Origin of the sequence: Cylindrospermopsis curvispora GIHE-G1, assembly GCF_014489415.1 — a bacterium.
In the GTDB taxonomy this organism is placed as follows: Bacteria; Cyanobacteriota; Cyanobacteriia; order Cyanobacteriales; family Nostocaceae; genus Raphidiopsis; species Raphidiopsis curvispora_A.
Genome location: NZ_CP060823.1, coordinates 18,596 through 37,707, shown reverse-complemented (window position 1 = coordinate 37,707; position 19,112 = coordinate 18,596). Strand labels below are relative to the sequence as shown.

General features: G+C 38.8%; 20 protein-coding genes and 1 pseudogene. 10 read left to right on the top strand and 11 right to left on the bottom strand.

Annotation, left to right across the window (positions count from 1 at the left end; genetic code table 11):
* The first annotated feature begins 81 nt into the window (after positions 1–81).
* On the top strand, positions 82–330 hold the full coding sequence (locus IAR63_RS18855) for a hypothetical protein (protein ID WP_407927172.1): 249 nt from the start codon (positions 82–84) through the stop codon (positions 328–330).
* 341 nt (positions 331–671) lie between these two features.
* On the opposite strand, the gene IAR63_RS17650 is transcribed toward IAR63_RS18855, so the two are convergent.
* The 3 genes and pseudogenes from IAR63_RS17650 to IAR63_RS18845 form a co-directional block, all read right to left on the bottom strand.
* Entirely contained in the window at positions 672–1,535 is an 864-nt protein-coding gene (locus IAR63_RS17650; protein WP_187707584.1) for a tyrosine-type recombinase/integrase, read from the bottom strand.
* A gap of 478 nt (positions 1,536–2,013) precedes the next feature.
* Positions 2,014–2,148 (bottom strand): annotated as a pseudogene (locus IAR63_RS18850) (DNA/RNA non-specific endonuclease); the annotation flags it as partial.
* Between the two features lie 8 nt (positions 2,149–2,156).
* On the bottom strand, positions 2,157–2,387 hold the full coding sequence (locus IAR63_RS18845) for a hypothetical protein (protein ID WP_407927171.1): 231 nt from the start codon (positions 2,385–2,387) through the stop codon (positions 2,157–2,159).
* Between the two features lie 614 nt (positions 2,388–3,001).
* Between IAR63_RS18845 and IAR63_RS17640 the strand changes: the two genes are divergently transcribed.
* The 3 genes from IAR63_RS17640 to IAR63_RS17630 all read left to right on the top strand — a co-directional run bounded on the left by IAR63_RS17640 (position 3,002) and on the right by IAR63_RS17630 (position 4,568).
* Entirely contained in the window at positions 3,002–3,199 is a 198-nt protein-coding gene (locus tag IAR63_RS17640) for a hypothetical protein (RefSeq protein ID WP_187707583.1), read from the top strand.
* 466 nt (positions 3,200–3,665) lie between these two features.
* On the top strand, positions 3,666–3,809 hold the full coding sequence (locus IAR63_RS17635) for a hypothetical protein (RefSeq protein ID WP_187707582.1): 144 nt from the start codon (positions 3,666–3,668) through the stop codon (positions 3,807–3,809).
* A 6-nt stretch (positions 3,810–3,815) separates the two neighbouring features.
* Positions 3,816–4,568 (top strand): transposase, encoded by a 753-nt coding sequence (locus tag IAR63_RS17630; protein ID WP_187707581.1) that lies wholly within the window; start codon positions 3,816–3,818, stop codon positions 4,566–4,568.
* Positions 4,569–4,657: 89 nt separating this feature from the next.
* On the opposite strand, the gene IAR63_RS17625 is transcribed toward IAR63_RS17630, so the two are convergent.
* Together IAR63_RS17625 and IAR63_RS17620 are read right to left on the bottom strand one after the other, a co-directional pair.
* Complete coding sequence (locus IAR63_RS17625) at positions 4,658–5,752, bottom strand: GUN4 domain-containing protein (RefSeq protein ID WP_235678425.1); 1,095 nt, start codon at positions 5,750–5,752, stop codon at positions 4,658–4,660.
* A gap of 23 nt (positions 5,753–5,775) precedes the next feature.
* Positions 5,776–7,278 carry a serine/threonine-protein kinase gene (locus tag IAR63_RS17620; protein WP_187707580.1) on the bottom strand — a complete coding sequence of 501 codons (1,503 nt, stop codon included), beginning with the start codon at positions 7,276–7,278 and terminating at the stop codon, positions 5,776–5,778.
* A 180-nt stretch (positions 7,279–7,458) separates the two neighbouring features.
* On the opposite strand from IAR63_RS17620, the gene IAR63_RS17615 reads away from it, so the two are divergent.
* Both IAR63_RS17615 and IAR63_RS17610 read left to right on the top strand, forming a co-directional pair.
* Entirely contained in the window at positions 7,459–8,040 is a 582-nt protein-coding gene (locus tag IAR63_RS17615) for a COP23 domain-containing protein (RefSeq protein ID WP_187707579.1), read from the top strand.
* Positions 8,041–8,083: 43 nt separating this feature from the next.
* Positions 8,084–8,893 carry a S1 family peptidase gene (locus IAR63_RS17610; protein ID WP_187707578.1) on the top strand — a complete coding sequence of 270 codons (810 nt, stop codon included), beginning with the start codon at positions 8,084–8,086 and terminating at the stop codon, positions 8,891–8,893.
* A 1-nt stretch (position 8,894) separates the two neighbouring features.
* On the opposite strand, the gene IAR63_RS17605 is transcribed toward IAR63_RS17610, so the two are convergent.
* Together IAR63_RS17605 and IAR63_RS17600 are read right to left on the bottom strand one after the other, a co-directional pair.
* Entirely contained in the window at positions 8,895–10,184 is a 1,290-nt protein-coding gene (locus IAR63_RS17605) for a GUN4 domain-containing protein (RefSeq protein WP_187707577.1), read from the bottom strand.
* Positions 10,185–10,402: 218 nt separating this feature from the next.
* Complete coding sequence (locus tag IAR63_RS17600; protein ID WP_187707576.1) at positions 10,403–11,413, bottom strand: type II toxin-antitoxin system HicA family toxin; 1,011 nt, start codon at positions 11,411–11,413, stop codon at positions 10,403–10,405.
* 345 nt (positions 11,414–11,758) lie between these two features.
* Here IAR63_RS17600 and IAR63_RS17595 point away from each other — a divergent pair, with 345 nt between their 5' ends.
* Complete coding sequence (locus IAR63_RS17595) at positions 11,759–11,962, top strand: hypothetical protein (RefSeq protein ID WP_187707575.1); 204 nt, start codon at positions 11,759–11,761, stop codon at positions 11,960–11,962.
* 194 nt (positions 11,963–12,156) lie between these two features.
* Positions 12,157–12,561, top strand: a complete 405-nt coding sequence (locus IAR63_RS17590) for a hypothetical protein (RefSeq protein WP_187707612.1) — start codon at positions 12,157–12,159, stop codon at positions 12,559–12,561.
* Positions 12,562–12,643: 82 nt separating this feature from the next.
* On the opposite strand, the gene IAR63_RS17585 is transcribed toward IAR63_RS17590, so the two are convergent.
* Entirely contained in the window at positions 12,644–13,774 is a 1,131-nt protein-coding gene (locus tag IAR63_RS17585) for a GUN4 domain-containing protein (protein WP_187707574.1), read from the bottom strand.
* A 97-nt stretch (positions 13,775–13,871) separates the two neighbouring features.
* Here IAR63_RS17585 and IAR63_RS17580 point away from each other — a divergent pair, with 97 nt between their 5' ends.
* The gene (locus IAR63_RS17580; protein WP_235678424.1) at positions 13,872–14,531 is read left to right on the top strand and encodes a hypothetical protein; all 660 of its coding nucleotides are present in this window, start codon (positions 13,872–13,874) and stop codon (positions 14,529–14,531) included.
* Between the two features lie 75 nt (positions 14,532–14,606).
* Here the strand turns inward: IAR63_RS17580 and IAR63_RS17575 are convergent, their stop codons facing one another.
* From IAR63_RS17575 to psbA, 3 genes are all read right to left on the bottom strand, one after another.
* A complete protein-coding gene (locus tag IAR63_RS17575; RefSeq protein WP_006278946.1) occupies positions 14,607–15,281 on the bottom strand; it encodes a nucleotidyl transferase AbiEii/AbiGii toxin family protein in 675 nt (224 codons plus the stop codon).
* Positions 15,278–15,787, bottom strand: coding sequence for a hypothetical protein (locus IAR63_RS17570; protein ID WP_006278945.1), 510 nt, complete (start codon positions 15,785–15,787; stop codon positions 15,278–15,280). Before IAR63_RS17570 ends, IAR63_RS17575 begins: the two co-directional genes overlap by 4 nt.
* 244 nt (positions 15,788–16,031) lie before the next feature.
* Positions 16,032–17,114 (bottom strand): photosystem II q(b) protein, encoded by a 1,083-nt coding sequence (gene psbA / locus IAR63_RS17565; protein ID WP_006277031.1) that lies wholly within the window; start codon positions 17,112–17,114, stop codon positions 16,032–16,034.
* Positions 17,115–17,482: 368 nt separating this feature from the next.
* Here psbA and IAR63_RS17560 point away from each other — a divergent pair, with 368 nt between their 5' ends.
* Complete coding sequence (locus tag IAR63_RS17560) at positions 17,483–19,111, top strand: protein kinase domain-containing protein (RefSeq protein WP_187707573.1); 1,629 nt, start codon at positions 17,483–17,485, stop codon at positions 19,109–19,111.
* The last annotated feature ends 1 nt before the right edge of the window (position 19,112 follow it).

Here is a 19,112-nt window from a genome sequence, read left to right as displayed (position 1 = left end):
ATTATTTTGCTGTAAATGTGTTATAATACGGGGGAATATAGGGGAAAATCGATATAAATATTTAAGTAATAAGAAAGAATAATGATAAAAATAAAGACAAAAAAAACAGTAATTAACGAAGAGATTGCGAAGGTCAAGAAAAAACGCTGGAATGGCTATTATTTCGTTGGGAACCTCGCAGCCTTGTGGTGTAAAGGTTTCAGCCATTATTTTGATGGTGCTGGAGGTGAAAAACAGAGAAATTTTGCTGACCTTCGCAAAGTGGGTCTAGACACCAGTCAGGGTAAGGGGTTAAAATGGAGGGGTCTTGACCTTCGCAAGAAGGAATAGGTATTGCGACTTACATTACATTGCGTGTTTACCCTTAAATCTCCCTTGGTCTTGACCTTCGCAAGAAGGAATAGGTATTGCGACCTAAAGCAGGGTTTTCGTATATAGGAGATTTAAATAAGTCTTGACCTTCGCAAGAAGGAATAGGTATTGCGACCCATCCGTCAATCGGTACCCAGCCGATCTGCACGTCTTGACCTTCGCAAGAAGGAATAGGTATTGCGAATTGAGTATATTTAGTGTAGATAAGTAAATTCGCAAACTTTAACTTTCATAAGAGAACTAAGTGTTAAGACAAATAAAAAAGAGGGAGGATAATCTTCCCTCTTTCATTTAAGTATCTATAGATAAAGACTACTACAATCATTAGGTCGGGCATGTAGATATTTAGTTGTAGTAGCAACAGAAGAATGACCTAAAGATGTAGAAACTTGATTAATATCAGCACCATTGTGTAAAGCTAAGGTAGCATGAGTGTGGCGGAGCCAATGGGGACTGGCGCTGATACCAATTCTTTTAGAAGCAGTGCGAACAATATCCCAAACAGCTTTTTGTGTAAGATTTTTACCACCCTTGCGAGATTTAAATACAGGAGACTCATTAGTAGTTTTATGCGACTTTAAAGATGTCCATAGTAAAGGAGGAATGATTAAAGTGCGTTGTTTGTTACCTTTACCAGTAATATGAACATAAGCAGTAGAACCATTATCTTTAATATCTGCCCAGAGAAGTATAGTTAATTCACTAACTCTAAGTCCACAAAAGAATAATAGCTGTAAGATAAGTCGATTACGTGTATTAGTTTCTAATGTAATCATAGCATCTACTTCTGCTCGAGTTAAAATTCTTTCACGTAAAGCAGAGACAGGCTTAGGAGATTTAACACGATGGGTGATATTAGTAGGAAGTACACTCTCATCCCTAAGAAAAGTAAAGAAGGATTTTATTATATTGGTGTAAGTGTTAATAGTATTAATAGTTTTACCAGATTGATAGAGATATTCCTGGTAATCTCTAAAATGAGAAGCAGTAGAATTAGCTATATGGATATCATCTAAATAAGATATGTAACTACGAATTACCCTATTATAGCTTCTTTTAGAGTGATTAGATTTACCATATAACCATTGATTAATAGCATTAGTAATAGAATCTTCTTTGGTAATTGTAGTAGAGGGGTTAGACAAGACATAGATGGTAGACAATGGAAAAAACTCCTTTCTGAACTACTGATAATTGACATTATCTTACTTTCACTCCCTCTTATCCTCTATCCGTACTCTCTCTGTATTTTTTATTCTCTCTATCTATCTCCTCCTTCACTACTTTCCTATAAATACATTTACTTTATTAAAAACTTATAGATTTACTATTTTCCCATGAAAAGACATAACTAACTGCCTGTATGGCAATATAATTACATACAAAAAACTTCTTCATTTATTTACTTTTATAAAAAATAGTAGGCATTCAAATACAAGTCTCATTACTTGTTACCAAATATAGATTCAACAATATTCCTCTTGGAATATGCTTAACTGCCATCGCGCCTACCATTGAGAATAAACTAAAGTGCGATCGCATAGAATTAGAGAATGCGATCTCCCGCAGGGAGTGCTGCGCAATCGCCATATAAAGGAAGGTAGATGAATTATCTTCAATGTTTGCCGTCCTATCTCCAGAAGGAACTAAATGTCCTCTATCGTATCCAGAACTCTTATAAATACTTGGTTTTATTCGTTTCCACTGTTTCGGAAGAGTTGGATCAGGTCTGAAGTTATCTTGTCTTTCTGCATTTCCTAGCCACGATTGGTTAAGTTCCCAGGCTACCCAATTAGCAGTCCCATGACTGCGATTATAAGATAAGGCGTATTGTTGACCATCAGATAGTTATTTGAACTATCAATACTGTTTTTAGCGCTGCTGGGATTACCTACCAATAAATGTGGTGACTCTTGTTTAGTTTTTTGCTGGGCTTTTAATTCTATTTGCCTTGCTCCATGTAGAACTAGGATAAATGCAAAACTAACCAAGAACAGTGTTTTTAGCTTTACCATTTTTCTTTGCTCAACACTATATTAACACCTGTATCTTAAATATTTCGTATAGGAAGTGACAAGTATCTCAGTATTTAGCTTTCTTATATTTGATATAGACTAATATTAATTTATCCAATCGTTTTTGTAATTAACTAATCTCTACTTCTTGCTATTTGTAAAGCATGTTAAAAATTTCCCTTGAGAAGATTAGGCAATCTCACCTGACTAAAAAAAGTTCAGTTACTCATTCTCTTCGGTGCGATCGCCTGATATATGACGTTCCCAAATCTATGTTAAATAGTGACAGAAAACGTTTTCCGTCAGAGAATAAGGCGGCTATATCAAGGTTTTTTGCATCTGTTGAGTTTCTTGTGACAATTTTCTTGCTAGAAGTTAGCCAAAAACTTAGGATTGGAGCAACACAGTAGTTCAAGATGGTTCTCCCCCTGGTTCTTCTCAAGGGAAAATACTGAACATGGGGACGGGGGTGATTGCGAAGCACTCCCTACGGGAGATCGCATTCCACTCCCTGCAGGAGATAGCTTTCATCTAGGCCTCTTCCATAGTCGCTTTCCACCTGATAAAAGATTGACGGAAAACGTTTTCCGTCAAAAGATAAATCAGTTATTTCAATGCTTTTAGGATATTTGCCGGGCGATCGCTTGTGGGAATCGTCTCTACTTCCTTCTCAAGGGAAAATTCTGAACATGAGGACAGGCGATCGCACCTCAGATTCTTCTCAAGGGAAAATTCTCAACGTGTTGAGGGGAGATCGCATTACACTCCCTATGGGAGATCGCATTACACGCCCTATGGGCGAACCCTCTTAGTGATTATCCCCTAGTTCCTTCTCAAGGGAAAATTCTGAATGTGTTGAGGGGCGATTGCGCAGCACTCCCTTTGGGAGATCGCATTCAGGGTTCCCCGTGTTTCTTCTCAAGGGAAAAACCTGAACGTGTTGAGGGGAGATTGCATTACACGCCCGACGGGAGATCGCTCTCATCTAGGCTCATTTCATGTTCGGTTCCCGGTTGGTAAAAGATTCACGGTAAACGTTTTCCGTCAAAGGATAAATCAGTTATTTCAAGGGTTTTGGGATATTTGGAGGGGGATCTCGCATTCAGTGTTCCCCCCGATTCCTTCTCAAGGGAAAATTCTGAATGTATTGAGAGGTGATTGCATTTAGGAACTTTCTCTGGGATTCTTCTCAAGGGAAAAATTTGAACATGGACACAGGCGATTGCGCAGCACTCCCTACGGGAGATTGCATTGCATTCCCTACGAGTCATCACATTCATGAATCCCCCCGGTTCCTTCTCAAGGGAAAAACCTGAATGTGTTGATAAACGATTGCGCAGCACTCCCTTTGGGAGATCGCGAAGCACTCCCTACGGGAGACAGCACATTCTCAGCTTTATATTGAGAATAACCCAGTCTTAAATTTTTATGAGTCGAAAACCAAGAAAATTAGAAGCAGGATACTGCTATCACATTACAATCAGATGTAACAATCGGGAATTTAGACTAACTAAATTAGAATGTCGTCAGGTCTTGATTTATGCAATAAAAAAAGCAATTGACAAGTATAATTTTAGAATGTATGGGTTATGTCTAATGAGTAATCACATACATTATTTAATAGAACCATTACAGCCCTCAGATCTGCCTAAAATTATGCACTGGTTAAATTGGTATACAGCACTGTGCTTTAATCAGATGCTGAATAGAACAGGGCATTTTTGGGAAAAAAGGTATCACAGCACGGGGTTTGCCATGTCAGATAAGAAAAGGGCATTAAACACCCTCAGATATATACACGGCAATCCTAAAGCAGCAGGAATACAACAGGGAATGTTTTATGATTTTAGTAACTATGGAGTACATGAGAGGTTAGGTAGTGATGGGGTAACAACATGGCATCCAGCCTTTTTAGCGTTAGGAAAAACTTTAGATGAGTGTGCAAGCATTTATAAAGGATTTTGTCAAAAATATCGTCCTCAACCGAAAAAGGTGGAAAAAAACCGCTGGGGGAGTAAACTTTTGGCGGGGATGAAACCAAATCAAAAAAAGAAGGGAACATCACCGGGACAACTAAAGCTCTTTTGGGATGAGTTAGACATAACTAATAAGGAAATAATAAAGGCAGCAACAATATTTGTCAAGGCAAATTGTTATACACCTAATCCTAAAAATAAATAGTACCAGGTATCCGAAACCCTGGAACTAGCAAGGTTTCGTTAATTTCTTGTTATTTACAAAAGTTAACAATACTATCAAACCTTTATGGTTTACACTCTACATGTCTTGACAGGAGGGAAGCCCCCCCAAACCCTTCCCCCCCACCCCAACACAGGGAGTTGACCCGTTGGTGCGGATAATGAAAAGTTTAAATCTTTGTAATCGAGCCATGAACCTTGTTTTCTCCATCCTACCCTGTCTCCGAAGGATCTCCATACATTCACATCAAATTCTTTTGTTCCCCCCAGGTTTTTGTATATTTCTTGTTGGACAGATATACCAAATTTACCCTGACTATATCTTAACCACAAATTATCAATGGTGCGCAATTCTTGACAGGGAAAATTTTCTGCATCTTCTACTCTCAACCAACCTTCGCCTTGTCTGTTAGCTACTGCTAAGATTACACTTCTTGTTTCTTCATCTGCTTCTCTAAAGTTTTGAGCTTTTAATAGTGCTTCTAATTTTGTGTACCTGCTCGGTGTGTGGGGTGGTGCATTTAAAAAGGTCTGAAGTGGAATTCCATATTCTTCTGGTGTGCTGCGTCCAATTCCTAAAGAAACACTTTGGGTCTCTCCATGAATACCCACTAATTTACCATCACTATCTAATATGGGTCCCCCACTCATGCCAGGAAAGGCCCCAATTCGGTAAACTAATGCGTATCCCCCCGGTCTTGCTTTTGTTATAATCCGGGTAATTCCAGATTGACTGAAATTAAGATCTTGGTTAGCGGGGAATCCACTGACGTAAATATCCTCCCCTCTGGTGATTCTGTTGGAGTCTCCTAGTTCCACTACTCTATATTCCTGAATGCTGTTAAATTCTAGGGTGGCTAGGTCAAGATTGGCTATTTTTCTGAGGTTGTTTAATTGATGTTTTCTCCCATCGGGGGTGATGATTTCAAATTTACCTGTTGGGTGATTCTCGAATACATGGGAGTTGGTTAATACTGTGTATGTGTTGCCATTTCTACCAATGATAACTCCAGAACCGTTGCTAATACCTGTAATACGAATGGTTACCTGGGTGGCAATATCCGCAATTTCTTTTGGTCTAAGTGCTAGGGTAATATGGGAGGGAATGGTAATAAAAGCAACGATAATTCCGATAATAACCAGCTGGGTAAATTTTTGGGTCTTCATTTTCTGCAAATAACCGCTATGACTTATTTTATGTCAAAGGTATTTATCATGGCTTCTAGGGTGGGTAGATATTTTTCATACTCCCCTTTTACTCCTTTATAGGATATGTAATATCCTTTGCTGTCATGGACGGTTCCTGTTTCTAATATTTGAAATTCACATTGGTTTTCTTTCATGGTGTAACGCAGTTTATATGCTGATTTTTTGGCTAGAAGGGTGTTTCCTTTGGTCTCGTCTGTGATTTCTATTTTATTGTTCTTTCTGATTTGCTCTTGTACTTTTCTTTTGTATTCTTCTACAGATAAGGGTGTTGGTAGTTCTTGTCTGCTAATGAATATTTTGGATGTGCAATCTTTTGATTCATTTTGTTTTGGTATGAATTCTACTAGATGTGCATCAAATGATTGTGGTTTATAGTCCCATTGGTCGGAATAAGCAATTTCAATATTGTTTTCTGTATACTTTTTGTTAAGGATGGGTGGTGGGTTGAAATAATTTGATATTATATTTCTAATTGGATCTATTAGGAGTATGGCAATAATTATACTTGTGCCTATGCCGCTAGTAACTATAATTCTAAGCTTTAGATCTTTATTGTCTTCTGCTATATTGGTGGGAGCTATGGGAGTTCGGGGTGGTTGATAGGGTGGTGGGGATGGAAGCATGGATTTAATTGCTTCTAGTGCCTCTTGGGCTGTTTGATAACGCCTTCTGTGGTTTGTCATCACCATTTTATCAATTATGTCTGATAGTGGTTGGCTGATGTTTGGAGCATATCTATGCCAGTCAAGGGTTTCGTTAGATTGGTTACCTAATCCATTACCGGTGGGATGGATAAAAATGTGTGAGTCGAAGGAGTGACCAGTTAATGCTTGGATAGCAATTACTCCTACAGCATAAATATCACTGCTGAAAAATGCCTCACCCTCACCTGCTATTTGTTCGGGAGGTGAGTAACCGGGACTGCTGATTAGCGTGGGAGGGCGCTGGTTATTGTTTTGTATTTGGCTTTGACTAATTATTTCTTTTACTGCGCCAAAATCAATTAATACTATTTTATTATCGTTTGTACGTCTGAGAATATTGGATGGTTTAAGGTCTCGATGAATTAAATTGTTTTTATGCAAGAAGCTTAATACTTCTAGTATGTCTTTTATGAGTCTAGTTACATATTCTTCATCTTTAATATTTTGTGTTATTTCTTTTGTTAAATTATGACCTTCTATATATTCTTGTAGTAAATAATATTCGCTTTCTTGGTTAAAGTAGTCAATGAATTTTGGTATTTGATTGTGTTTTATTTTTCGGAGCTTTTCAGCTTCTCGCTTAAATAACTTCAGTCCTATTTCCAAGTTTATTGGTGAGTTATTTTCAGGTTTAAATTGCTTAATGACACATATTTGTTTGGTGCTAAGCTCTTCGGCTTTAAAGGTAATACCAAAGCTTCCGTTACCTAGTTTCTCTGTAATTTCATATTGTTTATTTTCTGTGGTGGTGATTATTTGACCGATGGTAAGTGTGTTCATTATATTACTTGGTAGAGAGGTGGTTTTAAAGTCTGGCAACATTATACAGGATTATAAGTATGTTGGGGGTAAACTTTGTGGGGGAACATCGGTGGATGATTATCAGTTAAGGTGTTATGCTGGCTATGTAAGGAATTAGTTGGGTTTTAAGGTATTGAATAATTGATTGATAAGGAGGATATGATGCAGGTGAGTTTAAAGAGTAGTATTTTGGGTTTGAGTATGGTGGGTGCTGCGGTTCTTGTTTCTGGTGAACCTGGTGTCGCAGGGGAAAATAAGTTTTTCTGTACTAGGGAGGGGGGTGTGCCAGTTACTAAGGTGCGCACTGCTCGAGGTAATGAAACATTTATTATTTGGGAACGGGATTTTCACAAATATCCTGCAACTAAACGGTGTGGAATTATATCTAACAAGTTACAACGTTTCTATGAAAATGGAGAAGTACATTTTAAAACAGGTATTGTGAATCAATACCCAGTTGTATGTATTAGCAACAGACAGAATACACGTTGTTCTGGTGATAACTTGTTGGTAACTCTCCCTCAAGGTGAAGATAGTGTATCCGTGCTAGAGGGGATTTTAGCCTGGCGGCGGGGTACAAGTAGTGAACCAATACGTTTAAGTCAAGGTTGTTTCGTGAGTCAAGATGCGGAAGGAAATACTTCTTGGAATGTGAAAAATTTGGTGGATGGACTTTGTGACAACACTGCTGCTTCTGAACCTCCAGTAAAACCTGTGCAAACTCCTACTCCACGTTTTTAATGGGGTGGATGAGGTTTTTTATATCTTTTTTGAGTATAGAAAAATGGCATGGTATCGAAACAAGGCACTTGGTTATATGGTAAAAATGTTACTGGCTTCTCTGGCTGGGGTGAGTTTGATTGTATTGGCTAAGGCTACTATAATCGACGATTGTACAAGTTCCTCTTGTTCGATACTATTGCCTAAGATAAGTGATAAGACTGATAAGGAAATAGAAGATATAGCACGGGAAATAACTGTTAGAATTACTGCTCCAGGCTCGGTTCAAAGTTTGATTGGTTCGGGAACAATTATCAGGGATGGTTCTCCTGACAATTACACTTATAGGGTAATAACTAATAGTCATGTATTGAGGTCTGCTAAGGGTCCATATAGTATTCATACTCCTGATGGTAAGGTATATATGGGTAGGGTATCTTTATTACATAATAGGTTTAAGGATGATGATATTGCTATATTAAATTTTGATGCAAATAAGACGGTGTATAAAGGAGGTAAAATCAACACAGAGAGTTTACAGTTAGATGAAAGGGTATTTGTGGGTGGGTTTATTGCTGAAAGAGAAAAAGGGTCTAGGTTTATATTTACATCTGGGAAGATTTCTTTATTGCTGAAAAAGCCGTTGTTGGGAGGATATCAAATTGGGTATACCAATGAGGTGAGAAAAGGGATGAGTGGGGCTCCGCTATTAAATACAAAGGGAGAGGTGGTGGGAATAAATGGTTTACAAAGTGAACCTTTATGGCAAGCTCAGGAGTTATATCAAGATGGGGAGAAACCAGATGCTGCAACGGAGAAGTTGATAGTTAGTTCTAGCATGGCGGTTCCTATGAGAGACCAATGGGGTAAGTAGGTTAGATTCTACATTTGAGAACGGGAGGTAAAAGTCCGAAACTCTCGCCATATAATTCTGCTACGCCCAGGGTGGGGAGTTGACCTTTAGGTGCGCTCAGGGAAAAATCTAATTGATTAGATGATAACCAGGTTCCCTTTCGCCATCCGACTGTTTCACTAAAGGAATTCCATATTGTTCCGTTGTATTGTGTGGTGCCACCTAAACTCTGATATATTTGTTGTTGAGTTGAAATGCCAAATTTGCCTTGACTATATTTAGACCACAGGTGGTCAATAGCTTGTAGTGCTTGACAGGAAAGGTTTTTAGTATCTTCTAGTCTTAAATAACCTTCTGTTTGTCTTTGAGCTAATGCTAGTACAATTCTATCTGTTTCTTGATCTGCTTCTTTAAAGTTTTGAGATTGTAATAGAGTTTCTAGTTTTGTATATTGAGAGGGGGAAGAAGGTTTTGTTTGGGTGGTAGGTAATGAAGTGGAGTTGAAGAAGCTTTTGGGGAAAAATCCATATAGGATATTGATGGGAACGCCCGCATTAAAGCCAGTTTTTTGAGAGGAAGAGGATGCTGACTCAGGTTGGGCGTTAATTAGCTTTCTGAGAGAGGTTAGGGAGGAGTTAATAGGATTTGTTTCTTCTGATTCTAGGGCGTTGGTATCTGCGAGTCCGTGAATGGCAATTACCTGACCTTGTGCATTAAAAACGGGACCCCCACTATTACCAATACGGGTGGTAGCATTATAAACTAGTCCATAGCCTTGGGGGGGATCTAAGAGAAAAGTAACTACCTTACCATCAGTGATAGTAAAACTTCGTTGTTTACCGACTCTGCCAAAAATGGTGGGGAATCCGGCCACGGAAATATCAGCTCTTATGGTTAGGTTCTCTGAGTTACCCAAGGATGCAACTTGATAATTTTCTTTGGATTCAAAGGTCACTAGGGCCAGGTCTGGGTCCTGAACATTTTTTTGGATGGGTTGGAGTTCTTTGATGGGATATTCTCTGCCATCATGAGTTCTAATGGTATATGTAAAGTCTTGGCGACAGCGAATTTTGGTAGTACCAAGTCTATCACAGACTACATGATTGGCGGTGAGTACGGTATATATGGTGCCTTCTTTTTTGACAATTACACCGGAACCACCGGGGTGGGCGTCACTGTTGATTTGGACTGTGGTTTTTTGGGCAATATCCTGGATATTGGGGATTGTTTGAGCTGGGGTGAGCTGGGATGAGAATAGGAATGTAGATATGATTCCAGAGGTTATAAATATATAGGTGAATGGTTTATACATTTAAATTTACAGGGTAGGGTATGTTTTTAATATAGCTTGAGTTAAGGGGTGAGGAATGAAAAGGGCGATTGCGCAGCACTCGCTACGGGCGATCGCGAAGGACTCGCAACCTGGAGACTGTCAGTGGGGGAGACTGGGAATGAATTCCCAGTCTCCCCCTTTTTATTGGGTCTTATGTTATCCCACAAACACTTTGCCATAACAATATTGAGGTTTATTTATTGTATTGCATCCTCAATATCTTTTTGAATACTGGCAATAACAAAAGTAGATAATTTTTTGTGCCGAGGTAATGGAGTAACTTTTTCCAGGTTAGGATGCTTCCAAATTTCATGGTTGTTGCCTTGCCTAATTAGAGAAAATCCTTTTCTTGTTAGTAATCTTTGCATTTCTATGGTTGATTCATCTGTGATTCTTCTCATTGATAGTGCTTGATGAGAATCATTTATGAATTTATCCTCAAAATTTAAGATAGCTTCATTAAATTCGTGTTTATACAAATTACCTATATTTTCTAAAGTCCTTGCTATAGTTTGTTGTGTTCTTATTATTTCCATTGATTTTATTGGGTTTATTTCATTCAAAATATTCCTTCTGAATCCCTGCGGTAATTCATTGTTAACCTCTTTTATAAGTCTATCTATTGGTATGTTTTGAAAATTATCTAAATTTTCAGTAGCATTAACAATTGCGGAGTAGATGATTTGTAAACTTCGTTCAATTTCATCATTAATTAAGTTAGGTATTATCTTAATTAACGATGTATTTTCTAAATTAGACCAAAGTAGTATGACTGGAAACTCATCTATTTGTATTCCAAAACAAGAACATGCAATTTCAGCAGCTTTGTAGTGATGAGGACCAAAACTAAATAAAATAGATAACCATTCTTCACTATCATTCATGTATTCTTCAACATCTTCAACTTCATATCTTAAAAGGAAATTTTTTATTCTGGTTATTGCTGGCTGTATTATATCTATAATATGCTGATTATTTCCATCCAAGAATCTATTATCAGGTGCATAAGGAAAATAAATATTATGTATAAACCCAGTCTTATTATGTAACCAAGACATCAAAAAAGAGTCACCTTGTCTTAAAAAATAATCCCACTTGTAGTCATTTGTATTATGTAGTATCAGTGATGATGTTTTGTGCCTCTGTCCTCTCATTTTTGGAATAAAACCAGGGACTGCAATATAGGAAAATTCAGGGAGAAGAAACATAGATTTGTCTGTGTACAACAACAAGACAGATTATAACATACAGAAATTCTGTAACTTTGTTGTTTTCAACAGGTAGTGAATTAATTAGTATTCTTGCGCTGTCATTTTTATTGGTCTTGCTAAAAATCTAACCTAGGATAGATGTAGAACAGATAAAACTATGGGTTCTGTTCTTATTACACAAGCGAGCGCACGATACAGATTACTATTTTAACATTCATCTCAGTACAGTGTTTTTTCCCAGGAGGGCAATTGCTCCTATATCCAGTCCATTTTCTAAATCTTGCACTTGCTTTTAGTGGATATCGGAAGACAGTAGTTCGGATAGCTTTTAACTGTGAACTCATGGGAAGTAATCTCTACGAGCGAGATCGCATTTCTCCTATTTTACACTTTTTTACCGAGCGATTGCGAAGCACTCCCTACGGGATCTCGCACTGTATAACATCCTTTGATAATTTCTTAGGGCTAGGTCTTTTTTCTAGATGCGATCGCTTACCCATTTCCTCTCAAAGGAAAAATGGTGAACCTTTCCTTGAAGACAGTTAATGGCAATGACGGACGATTCCGAAGCACTTCCTACAGGCGGGGCGATCGCAATATATGATATACACCGACAGTAGTTCGGTGAAATTTCCCTTGAGAATCTCCTGGGGTTACTCTTTCTTCTGCAGGCGATCGCATTCAGGGTTCCCCGTATTTCTTCTCAAGGGAAAATTCTGAATGTGTTGAGGGGACTCCCAATGTGGGATTGCGCAGCACTCCCTACGGGAGATCGCTCTCATCTAGGCGCATTTCATGTTCGGCTTGCATTTGGTAAAACTTTAACGGTAAACGTTTTCCGTCAAAGGATGAATCAGTTATTTCAAGGGGGTAGGGATCACCCCCTGTGGGAGATACTGTGTTTTAATCAGATGCTGAAAGGATTTTGTCAAAAATATCGTCCTCAACCGAAAAAGGTGGAAAAAAACCGCTGGGGGAGTAAACTTTTGGCGGGGATGAAACCAAATCAAAAAAAGAAGGGAACATCACCAGGACAGCTAAAGCTTTTTTGGGATGAGTTAGACATAACTAATAAGGAAATAATAAAGGCAGCAACAATATTTGTCAAGGCAAACTGTTATACACCTAATCCTAAAAATAAATAGTACCAGGTATCCGAAACCCTGGAACTAGCAAGGTTTCGTTAATTTCTTGTTATTTACAAAAGTTAACAATACTATCAAACCTTTATGGGTTACACTGTACATGTCTTGACAGGAGGGAAGTAATCCAAGTACGACCACCCACGACAAAACCGAACCCCAACGACGACGACGACGTCCTTATATCTGGGAGTTGACCCGTTGGTGCGGATAATGAAAAGTTTAAATCTTTGTAATCGAGCCATGAACCTTGTTTTCTCCATCCCACCCTGTCTCCGAAGGATCTCCATACATTCACATCATATTGTTTTGTTCCTCCCAGGTTTTTGTATATTTCTTGTTGGACAGATATACCAAATTTACCCTGACTATATTTTAACCACAGATTGTCAATGGTGCGCAATTCTTGACAGGGAAAATTTTCTGCATCTTCTATTCTGAACCAACCCTCGCTTTGTCTTTTAGCTACTGCTAACATTACTCTGTATGTTTCTATATCTGCTTCTCTAAAGTCTTGAGCTTTCAACAAGGTTTCTAATTTTGTGTACCTGCTCGGTGTGGGGGGTGGTGCATTTAAAAAGGTCTGAAGTGGAATTCCATATTCTTCTGGTGTACCGCGTCCATCTCCTAGGCTTTGACTGTAGGTTAGCCCATGAATACCTACTAATTTACCATTCTCATCTAGGATGGGACCTCCACTCATTCCTTTTAATGCTCCTATTCTATATACCAAGCTATATCCCCCGTCTCTTGGTTTTTTTAAAATCCGGGAGATTCCATCAAATCTAAAGGTAAAGTCTTGTTTAGAAGGAAACCCACTAATATAAACTACCTGCCCTATGGTTACAGTATTAGAGTCACCCAATGCCACTACTTGATATTCTTGGTCACTGTTAAATTGAAGGGTGGCTAAATCAAGATTAGGTATTTCTGTTACGTTATTTGATTGGTATTTTCTCCCATCGTAGGTGATAATTTCAAATGCGCCTTTATACTGAAAAACATGGGAATTGGTTAATACTGTGTAAGTGTTACCATTTTTATTGATAATTACACCTGAACCTTGGTCGGGACCGCTAAGGCGAACGGTCACCCTTTCAGCGATCGCGCCGATTTCTTTGGTAGTTAGGGCAATAGTAATAAATGGATAGAATATGGTAATAAAGGTGACAAGAATTGCAATAGTGATTAGTTGGGTAAGTTTTTTGCGGTTCATCTCATGGGATGGGTGAGTTTTTTATCAGTATAGCTATTGTCTCCCAAACCAAGAAACTAGGGCTAATGTATAATAGGGGTATGCCAAAGGAGTGACTATGCCACGTAAACAGCAAGTACCAAAGAAAGAAGAGCCAAAGCAGGAAACAAAACTGCAAATAATATCTGTGGTTAGGAAAACTGCTGCTCCCCCTCCAGTGGAATCTAATCCTGATGAGATTATTCCACCTGCTGAGGAAAATAAAAAGGCTACCCCCCAAAAAGCTGCAAGAAAAAAATCTCAAAAAGCATCACCTGTGGTTCTAGCTCCACCACCACCTCGGGATGTTACACCCCCAGTTGAAATACCCCCAGTGGTTATGACTCCCCCAAAAGACAGGGAGGTAGCATTACCTATTGAAATGATTCCATCAACTCAACCAGATGTTACACAACCGGTCGAAACTACTCTGCTAAAAGACCAGGAGGTAGGAGAACCAAATGTAGAATCATTGCCTGATGAAAAGACACAATACAAAAAGAAAGAGAAATTCTATATCTTTAAACGCCCCTACAAATTTACTCTAAAGGGCGATATAAATTTGATTGAGTGGGAATGCTCTTGTGGATATGAAGACGAAGTGTCTGTGCTTGCAGGAATGGAAAATTTACTTGTATTTTGTTCCCAGTGCGGGAAACCCAATAAGTTCAGAGGAACTCTATTAAGTCAAAAAGGCGCAACAGTTGGGGATGAAACTATCCCTGATGTCTCCCCATAAAAAAAGCCCCTCACCAGGTGAGGAGCTTTTCATTTACCAGTATTTGTTATTAACCGTTGATTGCGGGAGCATTAATTATTGTGCTAACCTTTGAATTAGATTCAAAATTAATTGGTCACGACCAGCATTTTTTGATGCAAATGAAAGTTGACTAGGAGCTATTTCTAAAAGGTTTTCAAATTCAGTTTTAATCCATGTTTTTATAAACTTCTTGACTTTTATATCTCCCTGTTCTATTTCTTGTTCTAAATTAGGACAGCCATCCAGGAGTAAAACAATATCCTCTAAATCATGACTAGTATAGAAATTGCGATTTCCTCGACTATTAAATGCCTCAATTTTTGAAGCTAAAAGATAAGTTACCGGGAAAATATTTATTTTTTGACTACTTGGAAAAGTATAAATAATTGATTTTTTTATTCCTGGCTTGTACCAAGAATTGCTAAAACCAAGGATAGAAGTATCGTCTGGCATTATATCTAATATTAATTCCTGATACCGCCAACGACATATAACTTTACCTTTATCCTGTTCAAGTCCAATTTGACGTAGCTCTTCTTCAAAAAGATAGTATTTATTACGAGGAGTAATATTGATAACGCAATCTACATCATTCGTAGGACGGGCATCAATAGCAGAAATTTCGTCAAGATATAGTGATATTGTTGCCCCACCTATAAAAACTATTTTTTTATTTAATGCGGCAAGTAATTTTGCCGCCTTTTCAAGCATTTGTACTTGTTCATTCATCTGATTGTCAGTTTCTTTTCTAGCTCTTGACTAGCGAGATTTTGTTCTCGCGCACGACCAACCCGAATTGCATCCACCAAACTCAACAACTCATAGAGTTCTGGGTCATTTTTTACTGCAGCAGGAACAGATTTATATAATGGGGTAATACTTTGTCCTCTCACAGTTCCCTGTGGATCACTCCATACGTAGATATCGGTAGAATTGACATTCAGTAAATTTTTTAATGGTTCTGCTGAATGTGCAGTAGCAATTCCCCTCGTTAAAGGACCAGGTTTTTCAGGAAATACGTATTTCAGTCCGTGAATGAGGAATTCAAGCAAAGAATGGTTTTTCACTTTTCTAGTAGACCAATCATACAACCCACTGGACTGACATCTTTTGAGACCAGCATAAACTTCCGAAGGACTAATGTGTAATGCAGTGCCAAGCTGGTTATAAGTCCATTCTGAGTTTTTTAAGTTGTGTACTTTCAGCAAGACAACGATATCTTGAGGTTTTAGCATGACGAGATTTTCGATGAATCTACATTTTATTCTATATTCGCAAATCGCAAATTTATTTGCCATAATTGCCAGTTATGAAAAAAGTCTCCCACTACGTGAGGAGCTAATTGGAATATTAACCAGTTGGGACCCACCGAAGTTAAAGAGGCGATTGCAAAGCACTCCCTACGGGAGATCGCGAAGCACTCCCCATAAAAAAAGCCCCCCACTAGGTGAGGAGCTTTTCATTTACCAGTATTGATTATTAACCGTTGATTGCGGGGGCGGTTAATGCTACAGGTGCTACTTCACCAGCAGCTAGGTCTAAGGGGAAGTTGTGGGCGTTACGCTCGTGCATTACTTCCATACCTAGGTTAGCACGGTTGATTACGTCAGCCCATGTACCGATTACGCGTCCTTGAGAATCAATGATGGATTGGTTGAAGTTGAATCCATTCAGGTTGAATGCCATGGTGCTTACACCCAGTGCTGTAAACCAGATTCCTACTACTGGCCATGCTGCCAAGAAGAAGTGCAGTGAACGGCTGTTGTTGAATGAAGCATATTGGAATATCAAGCGTCCGAAGTAACCGTGTGCTGCTACGATGTTGTAGGTTTCTTCCTCTTGTCCGAACTTGTAACCATAGTTCTGAGACTCGGTTTCGGTTGTTTCTCTTACTAAGGAAGATGTTACCAAGGAACCGTGCATAGCGCTGAACAAGCTACCACCGAATACACCTGCTACTCCTAACATGTGGAAGGGGTGCATGAGAATGTTATGCTCTGCTTGGAACACAATCATGAAGTTGAAGGTTCCAGAGATACCTAAGGGCATACCATCAGAGAATGAACCTTGTCCGATGGGGTAGATTAAGAATACTGCGGTAGCTGCTGCCAAAGGAGCGGAGAATGCTACGCAAATCCAAGGACGCATGCCTAACCGGAAGGATAGTTCCCATTCACGACCTAGGTAGCAGGCTACACCAATCAAGAAGTGGAAAATTACTAGTTGGTAAGGACCACCGTTGTATAACCATTCATCTAAGGATGCAGCTTCCCAAATGGGGTAGAAGTGCAAGCCAATGGCGTTGGAGGAAGGAACTACAGCACCGGAGATGATGTTGTTACCGTACATTAGGGAACCAGCTACGGGTTCGCGGATACCGTCGATGTCCACGGGGGGAGCAGCAATAAAAGCAATGATGAAGCAAGTAGTAGCTGCGAGAAGGGTGGGGATCATTAACACCCCGAACCAGCCAATATAGAGGCGGTTGTTGGTGCTGGTGATAAATTCACAGAAGCGATCCCATACGTTGGCGCTTTGGCGCTGTTGAATGGCAGTGGTCATGGTTTTATAATTGCGGTTTTACGAGAGATTTATGTATGTTCTGGTAGGTGTTTCTACCTTATGAACTTATATTAAGACAAATATTTAGTTTTGTAAAGAGGTTTTTACAAAATTTTTAATAATTTTGCCAATTAGGGATTTTCCTATATGTGGTAGGGGTTTCCGATTATTAAGTTACTAGTTTTGACCCTCAGTTTCACTTGTAATGATTATTTTATGTTAACTCCTATGTAATTTAAGTTTGATTAAGTTAGCTTTTATTTATATCCTGTTATAGGAATTGTGATAGGAAGTGCAATCTGGAGAGTGCTAGTGCTTCGCAATCTTATAGACTTTTGATATACTGAGGTAAAATACTTACAAGTGAGATGAATAAAATCCTCTGCGTAAAACCAGACTGTTTGCACCAGAATCCAAACGACTGTAAATTCTGCCAAAAATGTGGCAACAAATTAATTTTGCGAGAGCGGTTCATCCCCCGGGAAATTTTGGGGGAGGGAGGATTTGGACGTACCTTTTTAGCAACAGATACGGGTAAACCATCTCAACCTACCTGTGTGATTAAACAATTTTTACCCCAAGCCCAGGGCACAGACACTATTGAAAAAGCATCCCGTTTATTTAATCAAGAAGCAAAACAGTTAGAGCAGTTGGGTCAACATCCTCAAATCCCAGAACTTTTGGACTATTTTATCCACACAGAGGATAATCGTCAGTATTTGGTTCAGGAGTATGTGGAGGGGGATACATTAGAGATTGAACTCCAGAAAAACGGGGTTTTCTCCCCTGCTAGGGTTACTGAACTATTAATAGAGCTATTAAATATTTTACAATTTGTCCATAAAAAACAGGTTATTCATCGTGACATAAAGCCAGAAAATATAATTCGTCGTGCTATGGACAATAAAATATTTCTAGTTGACTTTGGTGCAGCGAAGGTGGTGGATCCAACAGCAGGGGGGAAAGAAGGGACAATTATAGGATCTATGGAATACTGCGCTCCAGAACAGCTGCGGGGAAAAGCTACTTTCGTTAGTGATGTGTATAGTTTAGGGTTAACTTGTCTATACTTGTTCACTGGTTCTAGTCCTAATAAGTTTTACGATACTGCAACAGAAAGATTTTTATGGCGAGATAAGTTAGGTAATAGGTCTGTTGATGAAAAATTAGGAAAGATTTTGGATAAAATGACTGCACCTATTGCAGAGCGTTACCAGTCTGCTAATGATGTAATAGGAGATTTACGTTCTAGACCTGCTATCAATATTACCAATAATGTTACGCTTACACCTCCAATAAAAAATTCACCGAAAAGTTATAAGCCCTTTTTTACTGGGTATAAGAGTGGTGGACTAAGGTTGCTAAATTCTAGAATAATGGTGGTAATTGTTGTAGTGTCTTTAAGTGTAGTGTTTTTAAACATGGTGGAGAAGTTTGGTGCATCCAAATCAGATCTCCCCTTATTACGAGAAAGCCCAGAAAGCTCAGTTATTCCAGAATCTAATGTTCCTCGGAATTACTTGAGGTTACAAGAGCTGCTTGCTGCTGGTAACTGGAAGGAAGCTGATAAAGAAACAGAACAATTAATCTTAACCGTAGTAAATCGGCAAAGGGAAGGATTTATAAACCCTAAAGTAATTGAACAAATTCCATGTTCTGATTTGAATACGCTGAATCAATTATGGTTACAATACAGTGATGGTAAATTTGGGTTCTCTCCGCAAAAAGAAATTTATCTTGGTTTAGGTGGCACTGAAGATTACAACCAAGATACTTTCAGTTCTTTTGGAGAAAAGTTAGGGTGGAAAAGGGGAGAAACATGGTTAAAATATGATGAATTGCCATCAGTTCAAGGAAATCTTAGCAATGCTGCGATGGGAGAAATGCCCGCGTTGATTTTCTATGAATGGTGGTGGAAAACGATAGGAATAGAATCACAGGTGAATCCTTGGGGGCTAGGACTATTCTTTAATAGGTCTCGTATTTGTCAACTTTAAC